The organism is Halosimplex aquaticum (assembly GCF_028747785.1).
GTDB classification, from domain to species: Archaea; Halobacteriota; Halobacteria; order Halobacteriales; family Haloarculaceae; genus Halosimplex; species Halosimplex aquaticum.
In genome coordinates this window covers 2,066,633-2,087,969 of record NZ_CP118158.1, presented here as the reverse complement: position 1 = coordinate 2,087,969, position 21,337 = coordinate 2,066,633, and the positions used below count along the sequence as shown (strand labels likewise).

Here is a 21,337-nt window from a genome sequence, read left to right as displayed (position 1 = left end):
CAAAACGGTTACTCTCCGCCCTGTTCTGTCCAGCCGATGACCGAGCCACGGATCGTCACCGACAGGGAGGCGTTCGAGCGCGCCGCGGCGGCGGGGCCGAGGGGCGCTCGCGTCCCCGTCGAGGTCCGCGTCCCCGTGGCCGACCCGTTCGACGCCTACCGCCGCGCCCGCGACGGCGCCGGCGGCTTCCACCTCGAAACCACCGGCGGGCAGTCCGGCTGGGGCTACTTCGGCGTCGACCCCGTCGACCGGCTGTCGGTCGAACCCGACGACGTTCCTGACGCACCGAGCGGCGAATCGCCGAGCATCGCCGCGCTCGTCGACCGGCTCGACCGGGAGTCGCTCGCCCGCGGCGACTGCGACGTGCCCTACCCCTGCGGCGCCGTCGGCTGGCTCTCCTACGACGTGGCCCGCGAACTCGAAGACTTACCCGCGAGTTCCGACCGCGACCGAGAGCTGCCGCGCCTCCAGATCGGGGTCTACGACTGCCTCGCCGCCTGGGAAGAACCGACCGACGGCGAGACGACGCTCCGGATCACCGCCTGTCCGCCCGTCGGCGGCGACGCGCCCGACGCACTCGAACCGGAAGCGGCCTACGAGTACGGCCGCGACCGCGCTCTCGAACTCGCCCGTGCCGCTGTCGAGGGCGACCCCGCGGTCGGCGACCCGCCCGTGGCGACCGACCAGGCCGAGTTCGAGAGCGACTGCGGCCGGGCGGCGTTCGCGGACCGCGTCCGCCGCGTCAAGGAGTACATCCGCGACGGCGACACGTTCCAGGCGAACGTCTCCCAGCGACTCACCGCACCGGCGGCCGTCCACCCCGTCGCGGCCTTCGACGCGCTCCGGACCGTGAACCCGGCGCCGTACTCCGCGCTCCTGGAGTTCCCCGGCGTCGACCTGGTGAGCGCGAGCCCGGAACTCCTGCTCCACCGGGACGGTGACCGCCTCGTCACCGAACCCATCGCCGGGACGCGCCCGCGCGGGGACACGCCCGAGGAGGACGAGTTCCTCGCGGAGGACCTCACAGCCGACGAGAAAGAGCGCGCCGAGCACGCGATGCTGGTCGACCTCGAACGCAACGACCTCGGGAAGGTCAGCGAGTACGGCAGCGTCGAGGTCAGCGAGTACCGCCGCGTCGACCGCTACTCCGAGGTGATGCACCTCGTCTCGCTCGTCGAGGGCCGCCTCCGGCCCGAGTTCGACCTCGGGGACGCCGTCGCCGCCGTGTTCCCCGGCGGCACGATCACCGGCGCGCCGAAACCCAGGACCATGGAGATCATCGACGAGGTCGAGTCGACCCGTCGGGGGCCCTACACCGGCAGCATCGGCATCTTCGGGTTCGACGGGCGGGCGACGCTCAACATCGTGATCCGGACGCTCGTCCGCTACGGCGAGGAGTACCACCTCCGCGTGGGGGCCGGCGTCGTCCACGACTCGGTCCCCGACCGCGAGTACGAGGAGACGCTGGACAAGGGCCGCGCGCTCGTCACCGCCGTCGACGAGGCGCTCGGCGACCGCGCGGCGTTCACCGTGGAGGACCATGACTGACCCCTCCGCGCCGGACGCCGCAGCCGGGGCCTCCGAGGACCGACTCGCCGCAGACGCGACCGCCGTCGACACCGTGGAAGAGATGACCGTCCTCGTCGTCGACAACTACGACTCGTTCGCATACAACCTCGTCCAGTACCTGGGCGAGGTCGTCACGACCGCCGACTGGCTCCCCGAGGTCGCCGACGGCGAGGTCGTCGTCCGCCGCAACGACGCGATCGACGTGGCCGGGATCCGCGAACTTGACCCCGACGCTATCGTCGTCTCCCCCGGCCCGGGCACGCCCGAGGAGGCGGGCGTCTCGATGCCGATCTTCAGCGACCTCGACTACCCGACGCTCGGGGTCTGTCTCGGCCACCAGGCGCTCTGTGCGGTCAACGGCGCGCCGGTCCGCCGCGCCGAGGCCGTCGTCCACGGCAAGCCCTCGACGGTCGGACACGACGGCCGCGGCATTTTCGCGAACCTGCCCGACCGCCTGGAGGTCGGTCGGTACCACTCGCTCGCCGTCGAGCGCGCGGACCTGCCCGACTGCCTGACCGAGACCGCCCGCACGGAGGACGTCTCCGGGAGCGAAGCGACCGGAGGCTCGTCGGACGAGCGGAGCGAGTCCGACGGTGAGGCCGGCGTCGTGATGGGCGTCCGCCACGACGACCGGCCCCACGTCGGCGTCCAGTTCCACCCCGAGAGCATCCTCACCGAACACGGGAAACAGATGATCGAGAGCTTCTGTCGCGCGGCGCTGGAGGGATCGCTGTGAGCGGCGAGCGAGACGGCGCAGAGCTGACCTACCACGTGAACGGCGACCTCGTCCCCGCGAGCGAGGCGACCGTCTCCGTCCGGGACCGCGGGTTCATGTACGGCGACGGCGCCTTCGAGACGCTGCGGGTCTACGGCGGGACGCCCTTCGAGTGGGACGCCCACCGCGACCGCCTCCGGCGGACGGCCGAGACGCTGGGATTCGGCGACGCCGTTCCCGACGACCTGCGCGAGCGGGTCGACGAGACCCTCGCCGCGAACGACCTCGCGGACGCGTACCTGAAGGTCTCGGTCACGCGGGGCGTCCAGCCCGGGAAGCTCACGCCCGGCCCCGACGTGGACCCGACGGTCGTCGTTTACGTCTCGCCGCTCGGCCGCGGCGGCGTCGACGGCGACCCGGTCTGGGACGGCCCGGCGACGGTCCAGACCGTTCGGACCCGGCGGCCGCCAGACGAGTCGTTCCCGGCCGACGCGAAGACGCACAACTACCTGCCGGGGATCCTCGCCCGCATCGAACTCCGGCGGGCGGCGACCGACGAGTTCGCCGCCGACGAGGCCGTGATGCGGACCACCGACGGCTACCTCGCCGAGGGCGCGACGAGCAACTGCTTCTTCGTCGACGAGGGCGTCCTGAAGACGCCGAGCGCCGACCTCCCGATCCTACCCGGAGTCACCCGCTCGGTCGTGATGGACCTCGCCGAGAGCGAGGGGTTCTCCGTGCGGACGAGTCGGTACGCGGTCGACGACCTGCGGGACGCCGACGAGGCGTTCCTGACCAACTCCACCTGGGAGATCCGCCCGATCGAGAGCGTCGACGGCATCGACGTGGGCATCGGCCCGATGACCAAGCTCCTCGCGCGGCTGTACGACGAGCGCGTCGAGCGCGAGCACTACGACGAGAACGACGAACGAGAGCGTCCCGACGCAGAAACCGTCGAACGCGAAGAACGCGACGAGTAGTTCGGCCGGTCAGACCGACTTCTGGACGGTCTCGACGGGGTCGTCGGTCCGCTCGACGCCCTCGATATCGAGGATCAGGTCCGGCCCGTACGCTCCAGCTGGCGTCTGGAACCCTTCGGGCGCGTCGCCACCGACGACGCGCTCCGCGATCTCGACCGCCGTGAGCTTCGTCAGGCGGTAGGTCTCGGGCGCGACGAGCCGCGAGACCGCCCGATCGCCGTCGGCCGTCTCGGCCTCGCCCCAGACGTAGCTCCGGCCGTCTCTTCGCTCGCACTCGTCCGGACCGTCGACCCGGGCGTCGACCAGCGATTCGAGCAGCGACTGCACCGGGCCGGAACCGGCGAGCGGGCCGAACAGTTTGCCGAGACGGGCCGCACGAGGGACCCACGAGGGGACGGCGGTGTAGACGGCGACGGTCTCGATCCCGGTCGTGTGGTAGGCGGTCGACACGTCGCCCCAGGGGATCGCCATCGCGGTGCGTTCGCCTCGGCCGAAGTCGATCCGGCGAGTGTCGATCCCGATTGGTACCACCTCGATGCGCCCGTTCCGCCGGACCGCGCCGCCGTCGCCGAGTCCGCGGATAGCCGTCTTCGCGGTGCCCGGGGAGATCCCGCCGGAGGCCTCGAACCCCAGGGCGATCCGGTCTGCGTCGGGCACGCGCTCGGCGAGGTGGGCCGCCAGACAGTCCGTGGGCACCACGTCGAACCCGACGCCGGGCAGGACCATCACGCCCGCTTCCGCGGCCTCGTCGTCGTACCCCGCCAGCCGCTCGAACACCTCGATCTCCCCGGTGATGTCGAGGTAGTGCGTCCCGGTCCGGAGACACCCCTCGACCATCGGTTCGGCGGTGTCTGCGAACGGGCCCGCGCAGTGGAGGACCGCCTCGACCTCCTCCAGCGCGTGGTCTACCAGTCGCGGCTCGTCCAGCGAGAAGACCCGTTCGTCGCACTTCTGTCTGATCGCCTGGTTCTCGACGGCGTTGCGGTCGCGGCCGGCGACGATCACGTCCAGGCCGCGGTCGAGCGCTTCGTCGACTATCAGCGACCCCGTGAACCCGTAGGAGCCGTAGACGAGGAGATCCGCCATGCCCCCGCGTTCGCCGGGTGCGTGGAAAAGGATAGGGGTGTCCCGGTCGCGTGTGGCCCCTCCCGCTCAGTCCTTGGCGACCTGTCCCCACCTGCGTTCGAGCCATAGGGGCCGCGTCGCCGCCTCGCGCAGTCGGACGAACGCGAGCCCGAACACGAGCAGGTTCCCCCACAGCCCCGGTTGGAGCACCCAGTACGGAGCGAGCAACTCGAACGGGGGGAACAACTGCGGGAGCCAGTCGACCGCGAACTTGAGGCCGAACGCGTGTAGGTGCAGCAGCAAGAGCCCGGCGACCGGGACCGCCGGATACCCGTCCCGCTCCAGTTCGCCGGCGAGCAGTACGACGATCGCGGGCAAGAGCGGGACGAAGTAGTACGTGTACGCCAGCGGCGTGAGCAGCGGGAACGCGGCCACTCCGACGGCGAACGCGAGCGGGTGGGCACTCCGAGGCGCCAGGAGCGCGTAGCCGGCGACGAGCAGGCTGACCGCGATGCGGATCCACTGCGCGGCAGGCAGCCAGTGGAGCGGCTTGTAGTACCCCGGAAGCCACAACGTGGGCGGGCGGCTTCCCGACCCCTGACCGACGCCCCACAGCAGCACCTCGAGGTACGTGCGGTGGACGTCCACGCCGAACCACAGGAGCGAAATCACGGCGAGCGCGACGCCGGCGCCGATCGCGCCGACGAATCGGCGCCAGTCCGCGAGGAGATGCGCACCGACGGGGGCGTACGCGAATTTGATCACCCCGACGACCGCGGTGACCGCCCCGCTCAGGTACTGGAACGCTCGGCTGTGCTCGCCCGTGTTCGCGAGAGCGACGAGGGCCACGCACAGCAGCGCGGCCATGAACGGCGCCAGTTGGCCGAGCTTCAGCGCGAACAGCAGCGGATGGAACCCGGCGAGCAGCCACAGGAGACCGACTCGCTCCCACGACTGCAAGCGGCCACCGACCGAACGCACGACCAACTGCAGCGCGAGCCACAGCCCGACCACCGAGAGGAGTGCCCACGTCTGGCCGGCGGCCCGATGGTCCAGTCCTTCGAAGGGCAGAAACAGGGGGAGCACGACCGGCGGATAGAGGTACGACCCGTGAAACCCGCCGTCTTCGGCCCGCTGGTACAGCGCCTCGCCGGCGTGCCACCGCTCGACGGCCGCGCGGAAGGCGCCGAAGTCGTGATACCGATACGCTCCCGCGACTTCGATCGACCGAAGCCACCAGTCGACGAACGGGTACAGGACCAACAGGACGATGGTGACGAGACAGAGAGCGACGAACAGCGGGCGCTCGTCACGCAGGTCCCAGAGTTTCGCTAGTGCAGCCATCGGTGGACGTCCTGTTAGGATTCTAACCCCTGGGGCAACTAATTCGATGCCGCCAGTCGCTGATCTGATTGCCCTCGATCGTTGCCATCACCTCCGCAGAACATTCGGTTCGGGGCAGGATTGGATCTCGGATGCTGCCACCGAGCACGCGTGGTCTCACCGACGCGTCGGACGTTCGTGTCGGGCGGGGTCGATTGCGCCGATCGGTGCGTTCAAGCGACGATGGGCCCACGGGCGAGTATGGACGGGACGCGAATCGCCGACCTGGCGGACCTCTCGACCGACGACACCTTTCTCTTCCGCGTGCGCTCGGAGGACACCGCCGTCGCCAGCGGTGACGCGGCCCTCAGATCCGACGAGAACACGGCCGCGAACGCGGAAGACGGGGACTCCACCGATTCCGACGACGGCATCGCGATGCCGGACGACATGAAGCAGGACGACGACGTGCGCGAGGCGATCCTGTTGCGACTCGCGACCGAGGACGGCGACCCGGCCGACGACGTGGCCTGCTGGCTGAACTACTGCCAGCACATGACCCACATCAAACTCGACAAGGGCTCCGGCGCGCCGGTCCGGGACGGCGAGGTGATCTGCGTCAACCACGGCGCGCTGTTCGCCGCCGACTCCGGGGAGTGCACCTACGGCCCCTGCGAGGGCGCGTTCCTGAACGAGATCGACGTGCAGGTGGCCGACGGCGGCGTCTTCCTCGCCGATGACGAATACGAGTACGTCGGTGAGGGGCCGGTCGAGAGCGACGACGACGACCTCTCGTCGTCCTCGAACGTGATCCTGTAGCGGGTCGGCCGATCGCCGAGGGGGCCGTCTGCCCTACTCGATGACGAACGTGGGTTCGGTGACGGACTCGCACTTGCACTCCGGGCAGCGCGCCGGGCGGTTGACGAGGTCGTCGAACTCCTCGAACCCGCAGTCGTCGCAGGTCGGCGGCGCGACGAGGAGCGTCTCGTCGGTGGATTCGAGCGACTGAGAGATGTGTTCGACGTGGTCGAGCGCGGCGTCCGTGCGGACTTCGAACTCGCGGGCGAGGGCCCCGGCGGCCATCGGTTCTTCCCGCAGACGGTCGGCGATTCGCTGGCGCGTCGTCCGACTGGCCTCGCGCATACCGGGCGTTGGGGAAGCGTTCACAAATCCTTTCTGCCGGAGGGACCCGCCGGCGGCCGCCCGGTATCGCCACCCGTCGCGGCTGTGTTACTCATTGGCAATGAAAAAGACCTTCACTGGCGGCGGAGGAGGATGGCGTATGGACGCTGTCGTACTCGCGGGTGGGTACGCCACCCGCCTCTGGCCGATCACGCGCCATCGGCCGAAGATGATGTTACCGGTGGGCGAGACGACCGTCATCGATCGCGTGCTGTCGGAGCTCGAATCCGACGACCGGATCGAGGACGTCTACGTCAGCACGAACGAGCGGTTCGCCCCCGACTTCGAGGCGCACCTCGCCGAGCGCGACTACGAGAAGCCACAGCTGTCGGTCGAAGACACGACCGACGAGGACGAGAAGTTCGGCGTCATCGGCGCGCTCGCCCAGCTGGTCGACCGCGAGGGCGTCGACGACGAGGACCTGCTCGTCATCGCCGGCGACAACCTCATCAGCTTCGACGTCAGCGACTTCATCGACTTCTACGAGGAGAAAGGCGGCACGACGCTCGCCGCCTACGACGTCGGCTCGCGCGAGAAGGCCAAGTCCTACGGACTCGTCACCCTGGACGGCGACGAGGTCGTCGACTTCCAGGAGAAGCCCGAGAGCCCCAACAGCACGCTGGTTTCGATCGCCTGCTACGTCTTCCCGTCCGATCAGGTGCGGTTCGCGGAGTACCTCGCGGACGGCAACAACCCCGACGAGCCCGGCTGGTTCGTCCAGTGGCTCGTCGAGCGCGATTCGGTCTACGCCTTCCCCTTCGACGAGGCGTGGTTCGACATCGGCACGCCCGAGAGCTATCTCGACGCGGTCGCGTGGCACCTCGACGGCGAGAACCAGATCGACGAGACCGCGACCGTCGAAGGGACGGAGCTCGGCGAGAACGTCCACGTGCTGGGCGATTCGACGGTGGTCGATTCGCACCTGGACAACTCCATCGTCTTCCCCGAGGCGGAGCTGCGCGACTGCGACATCCGCGAGTCGATCATCGACCGCGAGACCCACGTCGAGAACCTCGACCTCGCCGGCGCGCTCATCGGCGCGCACACGACCATCACGAACGGCGACGGCGAGCACTGACTACCTCGGCGCGCCTCCCCGTTCTCTCTAACTGCCGGCCGACTGCCCGCTTCAGCAGCAGGCGTCGGCGGAACAGCAGTCGTCGGCCTCACCGCCGTCCGCTGTGCCGTCCGCATCGAAGAGTGCGTCCGCTAGCTCCCTGGCGATCGCGACGCCCTCGTCGGCGGGGACGGCCGTCGTCGACGCGTCGACCTCGGCGGCCCACTCGTCGTACTCCGCGGCGTCCTCGAAGGTCTGGATGTACCCGCAGACCTCCTGGTAGACCGCCTCGATCGGCGTCTCGTCGTCCTGTTCGACGTCGTCGGAGACGCCGATAGAGACGAGCGCGTCGTCGTGCGAGACTGTCGGTCCGTCGGGGTCCATCTCGAAGGAGACCTCGGTGCCGCGGACGGGCGTCGTCGACCGGACAGTCCCGGACTCGCCGGTCAGAAACGGGTAGACGAGCGGGTCGAGGACGCAGATGTACGTCTGCGTCCCGTCGGCGCCGACGAACGCGTGGTCGCCGTCGTCGACCGTACAGAGGTCGTCGACGGTCGGGCTCCGGTCGCGCGTCCGCTCGATGGCCTCGCGGATATTCGCCACCCATTCGGCGGCCGTCTCCGGTCGCTCGTCGCTCCCGTACAGCCGCGCGAACCCCTCACCGACGGCCGGGGGCAGTTCCACGTCGTCGAGCGACAGGGTCGATCCAGTACCGTTCGAATTGCCTGCGTCAATCCACATGCGTCTATACTTCGGAGAGCAAAGTTATTAAACTGTCAAGTCCAAAGTATCGAATCAGATGCGAGAACCCGAAGCGATGGCGGAGAGCGAGTGTGCGTGCACCGACCCGGCGTGTCACTGCCTGCTGTCCGAGCCGATGGCGCTGCTCGGCCGCAAGTACGTGATGGACATCGTCTGCGTCGTCGCGAACCACGGGACCGTGCGGTTCGGCGAGATAGAGGAACACCTCCCGGACGCGAGCACGTCGACGCTGTCGACACGGCTGGACGAACTCGTCGAGGCCGGGCTCGTCGAGCGCGAGCGCTACGCCGAGATCCCGCCGCGCGTCGAGTACCGACTCAGCGACGACGGCGCGGAACTGGGCGAGCGGCTACAACCGCTCGTCGAGTGGGCGAGAGAGCGGGGCGAGGAGTGCTGTTAACAGTCGTCGATCGTCCGGTTTCTCAGCCCGGACTGGCCCCTGAAACAGGCCCGTCGACTCGCTACGTACGTGTGCGGAGTTATCGTCTGCTCAGACCGGCGCCGATCGCGACGCCGAACACGATCCCCAGTGGGATCCAGAGCGCTAGATCATCCGTATAGAGACCGATCACGGTCCCGAGTACGATTCCGAGCCCCATCCCAGCCCCGATCTCTTTTCCGCCCCTCCCGTCACCGACCGTCGTTGCCATGGACTACCACTCGTCTCCGACGTCAATAGGTATTTCTCCTTCATTGACCGGTGGTTTCGGGGGTTCTGGAAGCCAAGTGAACGCTTGCGTGGGCGGCGCCGCCGCTCGCCGGTTTGAGACGGCTGAGGGGAGTAAGCCCCCTTCTGTTCGGCCCGGCATTCGGCTGAGCGTCCGCGCCCTGTCCGGGCTACCTTGCGGCGCGGACTTGCACCGGTGAGGATTCGCCGTTCCATCCGTTCTCCACCGTCGGACGCGAAGCGCCCGACGAGCCCGCGAGTCCGGAGGACTCGCGGACGCCTTCTGCCCTCGGCGGGTTAGCTCCCCGTCGCTTCCCGGCGAGGCCGGTCGCTTCGGGTTCGCACGCCTCATCGGTCGAGCGGAGCGGTATCGTTTCTGTTCCAGCGCCAGCGGTCGCCCGCTCCGGGTTTGCACCCGGTCACCTGCCCGGACGGTGGGGGGACTTTCCTCGTGCGCCTTGCCCCGGTGGGGTGCCGGTGCACGGAGGCCGGGCTCCCTCTGCCACCGGACCGTAGACGACTCCGACGATTAAGGCGTTCGGTCCGCCCGCCGATCCGCCGGCAGACAGTGCGGCGATTTTTATGGCGTCCACTCCATGGTTCGGGTAGACATGCGTTCAGCCCTCTCAGCAGTCGTCGTCGGCCTCGTGGTGCTATCGGCGGTGGCCGCGGTCCCCGTCGCGAGCGCCCAGTCGGTCGCCGACGCGACGACGGACCGGTCGTCCGACGCGAGTGGTATCGACGCCGAAGGCGCCGCGGCGCAGGCGAGCGACGACTGCGCGCCCGTGGGGAACGGGAGTGCCATCGAGGACCCCGACGGCGATCCCCTCGGCTGGGAGAACGGCTGCTGGTACAACGAGTCGATAGAGGTGACTCGCGACGACGGACTCAACGACACCGAACTCGACGCGGTCGTCTCCCGCTCGATGGCCCGCGTCGAGGAGATCCGCGAACTTGAGTTCAACCAGACGGTCCCCGTCGAGGTCATCTCCCGCGAGGAGTTCCGCCAGAGCAACGCGACCGGCGGGAACCACTCGGTCAACAACACCCTCCACCAGAACGTCAAGTGGGAGGCGATGCTGATGGTCGGCGAGGACACCGACGCGATCTCGGTGCAGCAGTCGAACCTCGGCGAGTCCGTCGGCGGCTACTACAGCCCCCGGCAGGAACGGATCGTCATCGTCTCGGAGAACGCCACCTCGCCGAAGATGAACGAGGTGACCCTCTCCCAGGAGCTGTTCCACGCGCTGCAGGACCAGCGGTTCAACCTCTCCTCGTTCAACCAGACGACGCGCGAACTCCACAACGCCCGCGACGGAATCATCGAGGGCGACGGCAACCTCGTCGACAGCCTCTATCAGAAGCGGTGCCAGGCCGAGTGGAGCTGCCTGATGCCCCAGACCCAGGGGGGCGGCGGCTCCACGCCGGCGGGCTTCCACTACGGGATGTACTTCGTCAGCTTCCAGCCCTACAGCGACGGCCCGAAGTTCGTCGACCAGATCTACGAGGCCGAGGGCTGGGAGGGCGTCAACGCCGTCTACGAGAACCCGCCCGCGAGTACCGAGCAGGTCATCAGCCCCGAGAAGTACGGGAAGGACGAACCGACGAACGTGACGTTCACCGACCGGTCGAACGAGGAGTGGGCGGTCCCGCATCTGGAGAACGGGACCGTCGACTACGCCCAGTTCGGCGAGGCCGGACTGGCGACGATGCTGTTCTACCCCACCTACGCGAGCCAGGGGCAGGCGTCGCCGGTCGTCAGCATGCAGTCGTTTTTCAACACCACGGGCCCGAACCAGGTCAGCTCCTACGACCCGCTCAACTACACGACCCGGTACACCGACGGCTGGGACGGTGACAGGCTCTACCCGTACGTGACGAACGACTCCGCCGAGACCAACGAGACGGGCTACGTCTGGAAGACCGTCTGGGACTCCGAGAAGGACGCCGCCCAGTTCGTCGAGGGCTACCGGATGCTGCTCGACTACCACGGCGCCGAAGCCGTCGACGGCCGCGCGAACACCTACCGGATCCCCGAGGGCGAGTACGCCGACGCCTTCTACGTCAACCAGACCGGGTCGACGGTGACGCTCGTCAACGCCCCCACGGTCGAGGAACTGAGCGAGGTCCGCGCCGGCGCCGCCCCGGAGGACAGCGGCGGCGAGGAGGAGACGCCCACCGATACCGATACCGGGACCGACGAACCGACCGACACGACGACGACCGAACCGGGCGACGTGGAGACGGCCACGGGCACCGAGACTGACACCGACGCGACCGAGACCGCGACGCCCATCCCCGCCGACGGCGGGATGGACGGCGGCGACGGCGACTCGACCGACGCGCCGGCCGAGACCACCGCCGGCGACGGTCCCGGCTTCGGCGCGGCGCTCGCGCTCGCGGCGCTCGCACTCGCCGGATTCACGCTGCGCCGACGGGAGTGAGTCGACTCGATGGGACTCCGGGCATCTGAATCGACTCGCACGCAGATCGCGCTCGCGGCCGTCGTCGCCGTCGCGCTCCTGGCGGGCTGTACCGCGCTGGAGTCGATCGGCGGCCACCCGCAGGGCGACCCCGCCAGCGACCGCCTCGGCTGGGAGAGCGGCTACTGGTACGACGACGCGGTGGCCGTCACGCCCGCCGACGGCTACAACGCGAGCGAGCGGGAGGCCGTCGTCGCCCGGACGATGGCCCGCGTCGAGCGGATCCGCGAACTGGAGTTCAACGAGACGGTTCCCGTCGAGGTCATCTCCCGCCAGCAGTACCTCGAGAACCGGAGCAGCGGCGGCAACGGTTCGGCGACCTACGAGCGCTGGAACGACCAGGTCTGGGAGTCGCTGTTCGTCGTCGGCGAGCGCTCGTCGTACTCCAACAGCTCCGAGGAGACGCTCGGGCAGACCATCCAGGGGTACTACTCGCCCGGTAAGGACGCCATCGTCCTCGTCAGCGACTCCGAGACGCCGACCATCGACCGGACCACGCTCGCCCACGAACTCGTCCACGCGCTCCAGGATCAGCACTTCGGCTTCGGCGCCGAGGGGGAGACCCAGGACCAGCAACTCGCCAACCGCGGCGTCACCGAGGGGGACGCCCGCTACGTCGACGTGCTCTACGACAACCGCTGTGGCTCCCAGTGGTCGTGCATCCCCAAGCCGTCGAGCGACGGCGGCGGTGGCGGGTCCGGCGGTAGCGACTACAACCGCGGGCTGTTCCTGACCATCTACACGCCCTACGCCGCCGGGTCGCAGTTCGTCGACGGCGTCCGCTCCGATGGGGGCTGGAGCGCCGTCGACGATCTCTACGACGACCGCCCCGACAGCACCGAGCAGCTCATCCACCCGGAGAAGTATCCCGACGAGGAACCCGTCAACGTGAGCGTCGCCGACCGCTCCGGCGGCGAGTGGCGCCGCTTCGACCACGACCCGGTCGCCGACACCGTCGGCGAGGCCTCCATCTACGCCATGCTCGTCCACAACGGCGCCGTGAACCCCGAGAACCGCTACGGCTACCAGTCGACGCCCTCCGCGGGCTGGGCCGGCGACAGCGTCGTCCCGTACACGAACGGGTCGGCCGGCGGCTACGTCTGGACGTCCGTCTGGGACACGGAGAAGGACGCCAAACAGTTCCACCAGGCGTATCTCGACGTGCTGAACGAACACGACGCCCGGAATCCGCGCGGGAACGTCTACGTCGTCCCCGAGGACAGCCAGTTCGGCGACGCCTTCCGCGTCGTCCGCAACGGCGATACGGTGCGAGTCGTCAACGCGCCGACCGTGGACCAGCTCTCCGAAGTCCACTCGCGGACGGGATAGACCGGTACCGGCGCCGGTCGCCGGATCGGCGTGCCGATAGCGATTTTCTGCGCCGGGGCGGGACGAACGCCTACAGCCGCGTCTCCGCGGAGAAGAGGGCGAACCCTCGATTCCGTAGCGTCGCCCTGACGAAGTGCTCCAGCGCCCGACTGCCTTCCGGCGGCCCGTCGGTCCCCACCGACAGCTCATTGCTCTCGGAGAAGCTCAGGTACAGCCGATCGCCGACGGCCACCGGGTCCGAGAGTCGCCTCTCGCCGTGCCCCTTCGCGTCGGACAGGGCGACTCGCGTGTCCCGGGGCACCTCGCCGCCATTGACCATCTCGAGTTCGATCGCGGTCCCGTCCGCGACGGTGTTCATCTCGAACTGGATGCCCGTCTCGCGGGCCGTCCCGGCCCACTCGGGCGCCTCGACTGTCGTCTCGCCGACGGACTCGACCGTCCTGGAGACCTTCGATCGGATGCGCCTGTCCCCGCGCTCGACGGCGATGTCGTAGGCGATCTTCCGGACGTAGCCGGACTCCGCGACCGCGATCGTCGCGTCGAACTCCGCGACCCGGTCGCCGAACACGAGGCGGAGCAGTGGCCGCTCGTCGGCGATCCCGGTCGATTCGTAGGTGACGGCGTAGTCCTCGGCGCCCGCCTCGACGACCTCGGTCGCCTCGCCCCACTCCGCGCCCGCGAGCAGGCGCTTGAACCGAGAGAACTCGACGACTTCGTTCGGCCGGGGCGCCCGGTTGTCGATCCGGTAGCGCTCGTCGAAGCCCGATTTCATCTGCACGTAGGCCACCTCCTCGTCGGAGGGCGACCAGGACGACTCCGTGATGCCCTCCTGGGCCTGCTCGCGCGTGATAGCGATCCCGCCGTCCCCGAGCGCCTTCGTCGCCGTGGTCGTCGTTTCGAAGTCGGGCCGGATCGTGCGGACCGCTCCGGCAAGCGTCGCCGACCCGGCGCTGGTGAGCGTCGACTCGTGGGTCCGGTAGAGCTGTGCCGCGCTGACCCCGTCCCGGTTTGCGCCGTCGGGGTACGGGAACGCTTCGAGCGACGGGGCGGGATTCGCGGGCGTGGGCGTCTCCGTCGGCGTGGGCGTCTCCGTCGGCGTTGCGGTCGCCGTCGCGGTCGGTTCCGCGGTCGTCGGCGCCGGCGTCGGGGTCGACGCGTCGGTCGCCGGGGCCGGCGTGGCCGTCTCTTCGCCGCCGGAACAGCCGGCGAACGACACGCCGGCCGCGATGCTCGTCGCCAGCAGTGCACGTCTCGACAACTTCGTCTCGTCTTCCATCGGTCCCGACTGCCAGTCCGCCACTCAAGTAAACACCCCCCTGGTTTTCCCGATTGATAGCCAGCCCCCAGCAGGGTCGGCCGCCAGATCTCCGGTCGCCCGGGGCGCTGGGGTTCACGCGCCGGCTCCCGTCCGCCGCGGGCCGAACGCGGACAGTTTTTCACGGTCGCCTCGGTACACCACGGCATGACCGACGAGTCGGGCTTCGACATCGTGTCCCCGGACGCCATCGCCGACGGGCGAGCCACCGACGCCTACTTCGACCGGACGGTCGAGACGCTGGAACACGCCGACCGGAACCCCCGCGTCGTCGCCGAGGTGACGGCCGACCAGTTCCCCACCGGGGAGTGGGAACTGCTGGCGGGCGTGAAAGACGCCGCGCGCCTCCTGGAGGGGCGCGGCGTGGACGTCGACGCCCTGCGCGAGGGGCGGCTGTTCGACGGCGGGCCCGTTATGCGCATCGAGGGACCGTATCTGGAGTTCTGCCGCCTGGAGACCGCGCTGCTGGGCTTTCTCTCCCATCCGACGGGCGCCGCCACCGCGGCGCTCGAAGCCCGCTACGCCGCGCCCGACTCCGCGGTCCTGAGCTTCGGGTCCCGGCACGTCCACCCCTCCATCGGCGCGATGGTCGAGCGCTCGGCGCTGCTGGGCGGGCTCGACGGCTTCTCGAACGTCGCCGCGGGCGAGGTGATCGGCCGCGAGGCCGGCGGGACGATGCCGCACGCGCTCGTCATCTGCTTCGGGCGCGGCGAGCAGGAGGCGGCGTGGCGGGCCTTCGACGAGGCGGTCGGCGAGGACGTGCCGCGGATCGCGCTCACCGACACCTACAGCGACGAGGTCGACGAGTCCGTCCGGGCGGCCGAGGCGGTCGACGCGCTCGAATCGGTGCGGATCGACACCACCTCCTCGCGCCGCGGTGACTTCGAACACATCATCCGGGAAGTGCGCTGGACGCTCGACGCGAAGGGGTTCGAGGACGTGGGAATCTTCGTCAGCGGCGGGCTCGGCCCGGAGGAACTGGTCGAACTCCGCGAGTACGTCGAGGGGTTCGGCGTCGGCAGCCACGTCAGCAACGCCGACCCGGTCGACTTCGCGCTGGACATCGTCGAGGTCGACGACGAACTCGCCGCCAAGCGCGGGAAGCTCACGGGGAAGAAGGAAGTCTACCGGACCGACGACGGGGACCACGTCGTCGCGCTGGCCGAGGAGGGCGGCCCGGACGACGGCGAAGCGCTCCTCCAGCCGCTCGTCCGCGACGGGGAGGTCGTCCGGGAGTTCGACCTCGACGCCGCGATCGACCGCGCGGCCGAGGACGCGGCGGCGGTCGGGTTCGAGGCGCCCGTCGACGACGCCGAGTGACAGGACGTCCCGGCGGCGTCGTGCGGTGACGCCACGCCGGCCGGCGTGACGCACCGGACTCGCCGGCCGACGAACCGGGCGAGTATCGGCACGTCCGTCCGCGACGCCAGCGTTTACCCGTGGTGGGTTCGAACTCCTGACCGAACATGACGACAGTCGAGATCGAATACTGCGTCCCGTGTGGCATGCGCGACCGCGCCGTCGACCTGCAGACCGCGATCCTCGAGGAGTTCGGCCAGCGCGTCGAGGCCGTCTCGCTGGTGACCGGCGACGACGGCGTCTTCGAGGTCCGGGCGGACGGCGAGGTCGTCTTCGACAAGGAAGAAGACGAGTACGACGCCGACGCCATCGTCGATGCGGTCGGCGAGCGAGTCGGCGCAGCGGCCTGAGCGGTCGAATCACCGCCGAAACGACCCCGCTCCGACAGTTCTTTTGGCGCCCGCTCGCCAGCACACCCAGACGTGTCCGCGACACTGGCGAGGGCGGCCGACGCCGTCGACGACTACCTCCTGGTGTGGGTCCTCTGCTCCGTCGCGGTCGGCGTCCTCGTTCCGGACATCGCGGTGCTGACGCCGCTCGCGACCCCGATCCTCGCGGTGATGATCGGTAGCATCTCGCTGACGCTCTCGCCCGCGGCGTTCAGAGCGGTCCGCCCGCGCCCCCTCGCGACCATCCTCGCCGTCCAGACCGGGATGCCGGTCGCCGGGTACTTCGTCGCCAGCGCGCTCGGCGTCGGCCCCGCGCTGACGGTCGGGTTCGTCGTCCTCGGGGCGGTCACGCCCGAACTCGTCGCGCCGGTGATGACAGAACTGGCAGACGGCGACACCGCGCTGGCGACTTCGGTGCTCGTGATCGTCGGCGTCGGGACGCTCGCGCTGGTCCCGCTCTCGGTGCGCGTCCTCGCCGGCGAGTCGGTCCCCGTCGAGACGGCGAGCGTGGTCGAGCAGCTCCTGCTGGCCGTCGTCGGACCGATGGCGGTGGCCGTCGCGGTTCGCGCCCGGTTCCCCGCACGGGTCGGCCGGTACGACGAGTTCTACCCGTCCGTCTCCGCGCTGATGGTGATCCTCGTCATCGGGATCGTGACCGCCGCCAACGCGGGCGTGCTCCGCGCCGGCGGGTCGACCGTCCTGCTGGTCGCCGCCGGGGCCGTCGCGCTGAACGCCGTCGGCTACGCCGGCGGCTGGCTCGCGTCGCGACCGTTCTCCCGCGAGGAGCGCGTCGCGGCGCTGTTCTCGGTCGGGATGCGCGACTTCGCGGTGGCCGCCGCGCTCGTCGTCGGTGCCGGCCTCCCGACGCTCGCCGCGCTCCCGGCCGTCGTCTTCGGCGTCGTCGAGATGAGTTCGAGCGCCGCGCTGGTGAAGGTGCTCTCTCGGACCCGATTCCGAACCTGACGAGTCCCGGACTCGAACCCCGACCCGGACCTACCAGCGGCGGCGACTCGCGGACCGTCGCCCGAAGTATCAACTCGGACACGATCGGTTTGATGTGGAGTTGCCGACTGTATCGTACCGTGAACCACCGCTCGGACGCTCCGGAGAGAGCGCGTTTGGACAGTCGGACGACCGTCGGACGGACGGGGCAGACGGACCAATGACCGGCGAACCAACCGGTCGCGAACCGGCCCGGCTGGCGACCCTCGACGTCAGCGCCGCCGGCGGCCGACCGAAGACCCTGCTCGGTGACCTGACCGGCGACGGCCGGATGGAACTGCTGTTCGTCCAGGGCGACGACATCGACGCCACCTACGACCCGCATCAGGTGATCTCCCTCACGGCCATCGACCTCGACGGCGAGGTCCGCTGGCAGGTCGGCGACCCCGACCCGACGGGCGGGAGCCACGGCGCCGACTTCCCCGCCCAGATCTGGGACTTCGACGGCGACGGGTACAACGAGGTCGTCTGCGTGATGGACGACGAGTTCCGCGTGATCGACGGCCGGACGGGCGAGATCCAGCGGACGGCCGAACTGCCCGCGCCGCAGGCCCACGACTGCATCGTCCCCGCGAACCTGACCGGCGGCGACGGACGCCACGACATGATCGTCAAAGACCGCTACCGGCAGGTCTGGGCGCTCGACTCGGACTTCGAGACGCTGTGGACCCACGAGGGTAACACCGGCCACTACCCCTGGCCGCACGACGTCGACGGCGACGGCCGCGACGAGGTGATGGTCGGGTACTCCTTCCTCGATTCGGACGGCGAGACGCTGTGGACGGCCGACATCCCCGACGAGCACGCCGACTGCATCTGGGTGGCCGACCTCGACGAGGACGGGAACTCCGAGGAAGCCAACGACCCCGAAATAGTCATCGGCGAGGGCGGCGTGTACGCCTACGCGCCCGACGGCACCGAACGCTGGCGCAACCGCGAGCCCAGAGAGGTCCAGCACATCGCGCCGGGCAACTTCCGCGAGGACGTCGACGGCCTGCAGGTCGCGGGGCTGGACCGCATCGTCCGCGGCGGGCCGGACCAGACCGGGCAGGACGGCATCTTCCTCGTCGACAGCGACGGCGAGACGGTCTGCACCGAGGACCGCGACCCCGGCGGCTGGCTCACCATCGTCGAACCGATGACCGCGTGGGACGACGCGGATCTGGACTACGTCCTGGCCTGGCGCCGTGGCGGCGGGACGAACCCGACGCTCTACGATGGCCACCTCGACCCGGTCGTCACCTTCCCCGAGGACGGCTACCTGATCCACGGCGACCTGCTCGGTCGCGGGACGGAACAGGTGATCGTCCTCGACGACGGCACCGCCCACGTCTTCGGCCACGAGGAGGGCAGCCTCGACGCGCCCGGCGACGGCCCGCTCCCCCAGCCGAAACGGCTGGCCAACTCGACGCTGTACCCCGGCGGCGAGCGACCGGACGGACCGCTGCACGACGTGTAACGACCCGACTCGTCCCCCTCGCGATTCCGGCCGCTGACGGCAAACCTATTGGCGAACCGTTCGTAGTTTCGCGTATGAAACTCGACGCCGACGCTGCGGCCGTGGTCGTGGTGGACATGCAGAACGGCTTCTGCCACCCCGACGGCAGCCTCTACGCACCGGGCAGCGAGGAGGCCATCGAACCGGTCGGACAGGTCGTCGACCGGGCGCGGGCGGCGGGCGCCGAGGTCGTCTGGACCCGCGACGTCCACCCGCCCGAGCAGTTCGAGGACGCCCACTACTACGACGAGTTCGACCGCTGGGGCGAGCACGTCCTCGAAGACTCGTGGGAAGCCGAGATCGTCGACGAACTTGATCCCGCGGACGACGACCTGATCGTCGTCAAACACACCTACGACGCCTTCTACGAGACGCAACTGGAGGGGTGGCTCGACGCCCACGGCATCGACGACCTCGTCATCTGCGGGACGCTCGCGAACGTCTGCGTCCTGCACACGGCCTCCAGCGCCGGCCTGCGGGACTTCCGCCCCGTCCTCGTCGAGGGCGCCGTCGGCTGCATCGAGGACGCTCACCGCGAGTACGCGCTGGAGCACGCCGACTTCCTGTTCGGCGAAGTGACGCCGTTCGACGAGATCGAATTCGCCTGAATGGTCCGGGACACCTCCGGAACGCTCCGGCGGTACGAACCCCGCGACCGCGACGCGGTCTGGCACCTCCACCGGACGGCGCTGCGCGAGGCGGGGTCGAACCCCGAAGACGTGCCGAACAGCGACGACATCCGGGACGTCGAGGGGAACTACCTCGACGCCGGCGGCGAGTTCCTCGTGGTCGAGCGCGACGGCGAGATAGTAGCGATGGGCGGCCTCACCGCCGCAGACGCGGAGATTCCGCCCGGCGCGGGCGAACTATTGCGGATCGCAGTCCACCCCGACCACCAGCGAGCGGGACACGGGAGCGCTATCGTCGCCGGACTGGAAGACGCGGCCCGGGAACGCGGCCTCGAACGGGTGTTCCTGTGGACGGCCCAGCGCCAGCGGTCGGCGGTGGCGTTCTATCGGTCCCGGGGCTACGAGGGCACCGACCACCGGACGGAGGGGGAGTACGAGCTGCTCCGGTTCGAGAAGGCGCTCGACGGCGCTGGGTCAGAGCTGCTGGAACGGGCCGACGGATGAGCGACCCCGTCCGCGGCGAGGTCGCCGAAGTCGAGGGCGGCCCGGAGTACGACCTGGATTTCCGCGAGCACCCCGAGCGCTACCGGCACACGCCCGACGAGCGCGGCGCGTTCAAGATCGAGCCGTACAAGAGCGAACTCCTGCCGGAGTGGGGGATAGCGACGCTGGCGAACGCCGAGGACGGCGCCGAAGCGATCTACGAACGCTACTGCCAGTACCGCGCGGCCGATGACTTCGTCGGCATGGACCTGGCCCGGAAGTACCTCCAGATGGGCTGGACGCGGGCGATGCGGTACGCCAAGTACCCCGGCGGGAACAAGTACCGGACTGACGAGGACGGCGAGGCGCGAAGCGCCTCGGACAGCGCGAGCGGAGAAACCGCGAGCGGCGGCAAGCGCGTCGAGCGCGACCCCCAACAGTGGTACGACCCAGAGAAACGGGAGATAGCGGTCGTCTACAAGGAATATCTCGACCGCGTGCGCGGCGACGAAGCGTACGAGCGGTCGAAACGCGATCACCGCGAGCGCTACGGGGAGTAGCGCACGGCGGCCGGACTACGGGTCCCGGGTCTCGACGCTGACCGTCACGTCCGTTCCGACCGGCAAGTCGATGGACTCGCCGACGAGTTTCACGCCCGCCCGGTCCCGCCCGAACGCCAGGGCGAGTCCCGTGATCGGTTCGCCGTTCGCCAGGACGGTCACGTCGCTCCAGGCGATGTCGCGGCCGTCCGCGTGGCCGACTCGCTCTCCGGCGAGAAACACGTCGCCCGCGTCCGAGTCGGGGCGTCGACCAAGCAGCCCGCCGCCGTCGTAGTGGGGGAGTCCTCCGTCGAGGACGCCAACGGGGTCGCCACCTGCGTCCGTGGCGGCGAGACCGGCGAACCGCTCGCCGGGCGCGGGATGGGTCGGCGAGTCGAGGACGGCGTAGGTCTCGCCCGCCGCGACCACAGTCCCGGTCCCGTCCCAGTCGAGGACGGCGATGCGGAGCGCGGGGTCGATCTCGATCGGGAGCGACCCCGCCGCGCGGTGATAGTCGGCCCCGTACTCGCGGAACCCGAGGTGGAGGTGGTTCGCGACCCACGGCGCGAAGAATCCCGCGCGGACCAGGCGCCCGAGCGAGTCGCCGACGGCGACGGTGTCGCCCGCCGAGACCGCGGGGTCGACGTGCAGGATCCGCGCGACGCGCTCGCCGGTGTCGACGAGGATCAGGTGGTCCTCGTCGGCGGCGTAGGGCTGGGTAGGCGCGGTCACAGTCCGCGTTTCGAGAACCTCGCCGGTGACTGGTGAGGGCGCGTCGACGGGCGGGTCGTCTTCGGGGTTCGGGCGGACCGTCTCGCCGTCGCTATCGCCCGGGTAGAGGTCGACGGCACAGCCCCGGTCGTGCGCCGCGAACGGGGAGTTGTAGAGGGTGAACCGCGGGTAGCGCGACAGTACGTCGGCGGACAGCGTGACGGCCATCGGCGGTGGTTCGGCCGTGACCCTCATTACGGTCCCGTTCGATGCCGCCCTT

The 21,337-nt window shown here is 69.8% G+C and carries 22 protein-coding genes and 1 other RNA gene; 15 read left to right on the top strand and 8 right to left on the bottom strand.

The features are described from left to right. The first annotated feature begins 36 nt into the window (after positions 1-36). From pabB to PSC72_RS10555, 3 genes are read left to right on the top strand one after another with little or no spacing between them, the layout of a single operon-like run. Positions 37-1,548, top strand: a complete 1,512-nt coding sequence (gene pabB / locus PSC72_RS10565) for an aminodeoxychorismate synthase, component I (RefSeq protein ID WP_274325839.1) — start codon at positions 37-39, stop codon at positions 1,546-1,548. Further along, a complete protein-coding gene (locus PSC72_RS10560) occupies positions 1,541-2,305 on the top strand; it encodes an anthranilate synthase component II (RefSeq protein WP_382261630.1) in 765 nt (254 codons plus the stop codon). The genes pabB and PSC72_RS10560 overlap by 8 nt, the downstream gene beginning before the upstream one ends. 23 nt (positions 2,306-2,328) lie before the next feature. After that, entirely contained in the window at positions 2,329-3,264 is a 936-nt protein-coding gene (locus PSC72_RS10555) for an aminotransferase class IV (RefSeq protein WP_274326164.1), read from the top strand. A gap of 9 nt (positions 3,265-3,273) precedes the next feature. Here the strand turns inward: PSC72_RS10555 and PSC72_RS10550 are convergent, their stop codons facing one another. Next, positions 3,274-4,350: a saccharopine dehydrogenase family protein gene (locus tag PSC72_RS10550; protein ID WP_274325838.1), complete on the bottom strand. Its 1,077-nt coding sequence runs from the start codon at positions 4,348-4,350 to the stop codon at positions 3,274-3,276. Between the two features lie 66 nt (positions 4,351-4,416). After that, a complete protein-coding gene (locus tag PSC72_RS10545; RefSeq protein WP_274325837.1) occupies positions 4,417-5,673 on the bottom strand; it encodes a glycosyltransferase family 87 protein in 1,257 nt (418 codons plus the stop codon). Between the two features lie 240 nt (positions 5,674-5,913). Here PSC72_RS10545 and PSC72_RS10540 point away from each other — a divergent pair, with 240 nt between their 5' ends. Continuing rightward, a complete protein-coding gene (locus PSC72_RS10540) occupies positions 5,914-6,471 on the top strand; it encodes a Rieske (2Fe-2S) protein (RefSeq protein ID WP_274325836.1) in 558 nt (185 codons plus the stop codon). 33 nt (positions 6,472-6,504) lie between these two features. On the opposite strand, the gene PSC72_RS10535 is transcribed toward PSC72_RS10540, so the two are convergent. After that, a complete protein-coding gene (locus PSC72_RS10535) occupies positions 6,505-6,795 on the bottom strand; it encodes a transcriptional regulator (protein WP_274325835.1) in 291 nt (96 codons plus the stop codon). A 139-nt stretch (positions 6,796-6,934) separates the two neighbouring features. Between PSC72_RS10535 and PSC72_RS10530 the strand changes: the two genes are divergently transcribed. Beyond that, positions 6,935-7,912, top strand: a complete 978-nt coding sequence (locus PSC72_RS10530) for an NDP-sugar synthase (RefSeq protein WP_274325834.1) — start codon at positions 6,935-6,937, stop codon at positions 7,910-7,912. A 51-nt stretch (positions 7,913-7,963) separates the two neighbouring features. On the opposite strand, the gene merB is transcribed toward PSC72_RS10530, so the two are convergent. Next, a complete protein-coding gene (gene merB / locus PSC72_RS10525) occupies positions 7,964-8,632 on the bottom strand; it encodes an organomercurial lyase (protein ID WP_274325833.1) in 669 nt (222 codons plus the stop codon). A gap of 58 nt (positions 8,633-8,690) precedes the next feature. Between merB and PSC72_RS10520 the strand changes: the two genes are divergently transcribed. Beyond that, entirely contained in the window at positions 8,691-9,053 is a 363-nt protein-coding gene (locus PSC72_RS10520; protein WP_274325832.1) for a winged helix-turn-helix transcriptional regulator, read from the top strand. A 79-nt stretch (positions 9,054-9,132) separates the two neighbouring features. Here PSC72_RS10520 and PSC72_RS10515 read toward each other — a convergent pair whose 3' ends face one another. Beyond that, positions 9,133-9,303 (bottom strand): hypothetical protein, encoded by a 171-nt coding sequence (locus tag PSC72_RS10515; RefSeq protein ID WP_274325831.1) that lies wholly within the window; start codon positions 9,301-9,303, stop codon positions 9,133-9,135. A gap of 120 nt (positions 9,304-9,423) precedes the next feature. Then, an RNA gene (gene rnpB, locus PSC72_RS10510) (RNase P RNA component) lies at positions 9,424-9,824 on the bottom strand. Between the two features lie 107 nt (positions 9,825-9,931). Between rnpB and PSC72_RS10505 the strand changes: the two genes are divergently transcribed. Beyond that, positions 9,932-11,764 carry an Hvo_1808 family surface protein gene (locus tag PSC72_RS10505; RefSeq protein WP_274325830.1) on the top strand — a complete coding sequence of 611 codons (1,833 nt, stop codon included), beginning with the start codon at positions 9,932-9,934 and terminating at the stop codon, positions 11,762-11,764. 9 nt (positions 11,765-11,773) lie between these two features. Then, on the top strand, positions 11,774-13,132 hold the full coding sequence (locus PSC72_RS10500; protein WP_274325829.1) for an Hvo_1808 family surface protein: 1,359 nt from the start codon (positions 11,774-11,776) through the stop codon (positions 13,130-13,132). A gap of 70 nt (positions 13,133-13,202) precedes the next feature. On the opposite strand, the gene PSC72_RS10495 is transcribed toward PSC72_RS10500, so the two are convergent. Beyond that, a complete protein-coding gene (locus PSC72_RS10495) occupies positions 13,203-14,408 on the bottom strand; it encodes a hypothetical protein (RefSeq protein WP_274325828.1) in 1,206 nt (401 codons plus the stop codon). Between the two features lie 186 nt (positions 14,409-14,594). On the opposite strand from PSC72_RS10495, the gene PSC72_RS10490 reads away from it, so the two are divergent. The 7 genes from PSC72_RS10490 to PSC72_RS10460 all read left to right on the top strand — a co-directional run bounded on the left by PSC72_RS10490 (position 14,595) and on the right by PSC72_RS10460 (position 20,367). Then, positions 14,595-15,767, top strand: a complete 1,173-nt coding sequence (locus tag PSC72_RS10490) for a nicotinate phosphoribosyltransferase (RefSeq protein WP_274325827.1) — start codon at positions 14,595-14,597, stop codon at positions 15,765-15,767. Positions 15,768-15,913: 146 nt separating this feature from the next. Next, positions 15,914-16,156 carry an Rdx family protein gene (locus PSC72_RS10485; protein ID WP_274325826.1) on the top strand — a complete coding sequence of 81 codons (243 nt, stop codon included), beginning with the start codon at positions 15,914-15,916 and terminating at the stop codon, positions 16,154-16,156. Positions 16,157-16,228: 72 nt separating this feature from the next. Further along, the gene (locus PSC72_RS10480; RefSeq protein ID WP_274325825.1) at positions 16,229-17,158 is read left to right on the top strand and encodes a bile acid:sodium symporter family protein; all 930 of its coding nucleotides are present in this window, start codon (positions 16,229-16,231) and stop codon (positions 17,156-17,158) included. Positions 17,159-17,357: 199 nt separating this feature from the next. Next, positions 17,358-18,656 (top strand): rhamnogalacturonan lyase family protein, encoded by a 1,299-nt coding sequence (locus PSC72_RS10475; protein ID WP_274325824.1) that lies wholly within the window; start codon positions 17,358-17,360, stop codon positions 18,654-18,656. 74 nt (positions 18,657-18,730) lie between these two features. After that, on the top strand, positions 18,731-19,303 hold the full coding sequence (locus tag PSC72_RS10470; RefSeq protein WP_274325823.1) for a cysteine hydrolase family protein: 573 nt from the start codon (positions 18,731-18,733) through the stop codon (positions 19,301-19,303). Continuing rightward, entirely contained in the window at positions 19,304-19,828 is a 525-nt protein-coding gene (locus tag PSC72_RS10465; protein WP_274325822.1) for a GNAT family N-acetyltransferase, read from the top strand. Beyond that, positions 19,825-20,367 (top strand): DUF4385 family protein, encoded by a 543-nt coding sequence (locus tag PSC72_RS10460; protein ID WP_274325821.1) that lies wholly within the window; start codon positions 19,825-19,827, stop codon positions 20,365-20,367. Before PSC72_RS10465 ends, PSC72_RS10460 begins: the two co-directional genes overlap by 4 nt. A gap of 15 nt (positions 20,368-20,382) precedes the next feature. On the opposite strand, the gene PSC72_RS10455 is transcribed toward PSC72_RS10460, so the two are convergent. Further along, positions 20,383-21,285: a hypothetical protein gene (locus PSC72_RS10455; RefSeq protein WP_274326163.1), complete on the bottom strand. Its 903-nt coding sequence runs from the start codon at positions 21,283-21,285 to the stop codon at positions 20,383-20,385. Positions 21,286-21,337: the final 52 nt, after the last annotated feature.

What these genes read in the sequence shown, in the direction of transcription:
- pabB (WP_274325839.1), top strand. Translation starts at nt 37, where the DNA reads ATGACCGAGCCACGGATCGTCACCGACAGGGAGGCGTTCGAGCGCGCC.
- PSC72_RS10560 (WP_382261630.1), top strand. Translation starts at nt 1,541, where the DNA reads ATGACTGACCCCTCCGCGCCGGACGCCGCAGCCGGGGCCTCCGAGGAC.
- PSC72_RS10550 (WP_274325838.1), bottom strand. Translation starts at nt 4,350, where the DNA reads ATGGCGGATCTCCTCGTCTACGGCTCCTACGGGTTCACGGGGTCGCTG.
- PSC72_RS10545 (WP_274325837.1), bottom strand. Translation starts at nt 5,673, where the DNA reads ATGGCTGCACTAGCGAAACTCTGGGACCTGCGTGACGAGCGCCCGCTG.
- PSC72_RS10540 (WP_274325836.1), top strand. Translation starts at nt 5,914, where the DNA reads ATGGACGGGACGCGAATCGCCGACCTGGCGGACCTCTCGACCGACGAC.
- PSC72_RS10535 (WP_274325835.1), bottom strand. Translation starts at nt 6,795, where the DNA reads ATGCGCGAGGCCAGTCGGACGACGCGCCAGCGAATCGCCGACCGTCTG.
- PSC72_RS10530 (WP_274325834.1), top strand. Translation starts at nt 6,935, where the DNA reads ATGGACGCTGTCGTACTCGCGGGTGGGTACGCCACCCGCCTCTGGCCG.
- merB (WP_274325833.1), bottom strand. Translation starts at nt 8,632, where the DNA reads ATGTGGATTGACGCAGGCAATTCGAACGGTACTGGATCGACCCTGTCG.
- PSC72_RS10520 (WP_274325832.1), top strand. Translation starts at nt 8,691, where the DNA reads ATGCGAGAACCCGAAGCGATGGCGGAGAGCGAGTGTGCGTGCACCGAC.
- PSC72_RS10515 (WP_274325831.1), bottom strand. Translation starts at nt 9,303, where the DNA reads ATGGCAACGACGGTCGGTGACGGGAGGGGCGGAAAAGAGATCGGGGCT.
- PSC72_RS10505 (WP_274325830.1), top strand. Translation starts at nt 9,932, where the DNA reads ATGCGTTCAGCCCTCTCAGCAGTCGTCGTCGGCCTCGTGGTGCTATCG.
- PSC72_RS10500 (WP_274325829.1), top strand. Translation starts at nt 11,774, where the DNA reads ATGGGACTCCGGGCATCTGAATCGACTCGCACGCAGATCGCGCTCGCG.
- PSC72_RS10495 (WP_274325828.1), bottom strand. Translation starts at nt 14,408, where the DNA reads ATGGAAGACGAGACGAAGTTGTCGAGACGTGCACTGCTGGCGACGAGC.
- PSC72_RS10490 (WP_274325827.1), top strand. Translation starts at nt 14,595, where the DNA reads ATGACCGACGAGTCGGGCTTCGACATCGTGTCCCCGGACGCCATCGCC.
- PSC72_RS10485 (WP_274325826.1), top strand. Translation starts at nt 15,914, where the DNA reads ATGACGACAGTCGAGATCGAATACTGCGTCCCGTGTGGCATGCGCGAC.
- PSC72_RS10475 (WP_274325824.1), top strand. Translation starts at nt 17,358, where the DNA reads ATGACCGGCGAACCAACCGGTCGCGAACCGGCCCGGCTGGCGACCCTC.
- PSC72_RS10470 (WP_274325823.1), top strand. Translation starts at nt 18,731, where the DNA reads ATGAAACTCGACGCCGACGCTGCGGCCGTGGTCGTGGTGGACATGCAG.
- PSC72_RS10465 (WP_274325822.1), top strand. Translation starts at nt 19,304, where the DNA reads ATGGTCCGGGACACCTCCGGAACGCTCCGGCGGTACGAACCCCGCGAC.
- PSC72_RS10460 (WP_274325821.1), top strand. Translation starts at nt 19,825, where the DNA reads ATGAGCGACCCCGTCCGCGGCGAGGTCGCCGAAGTCGAGGGCGGCCCG.
- PSC72_RS10455 (WP_274326163.1), bottom strand. Translation starts at nt 21,285, where the DNA reads ATGGCCGTCACGCTGTCCGCCGACGTACTGTCGCGCTACCCGCGGTTC.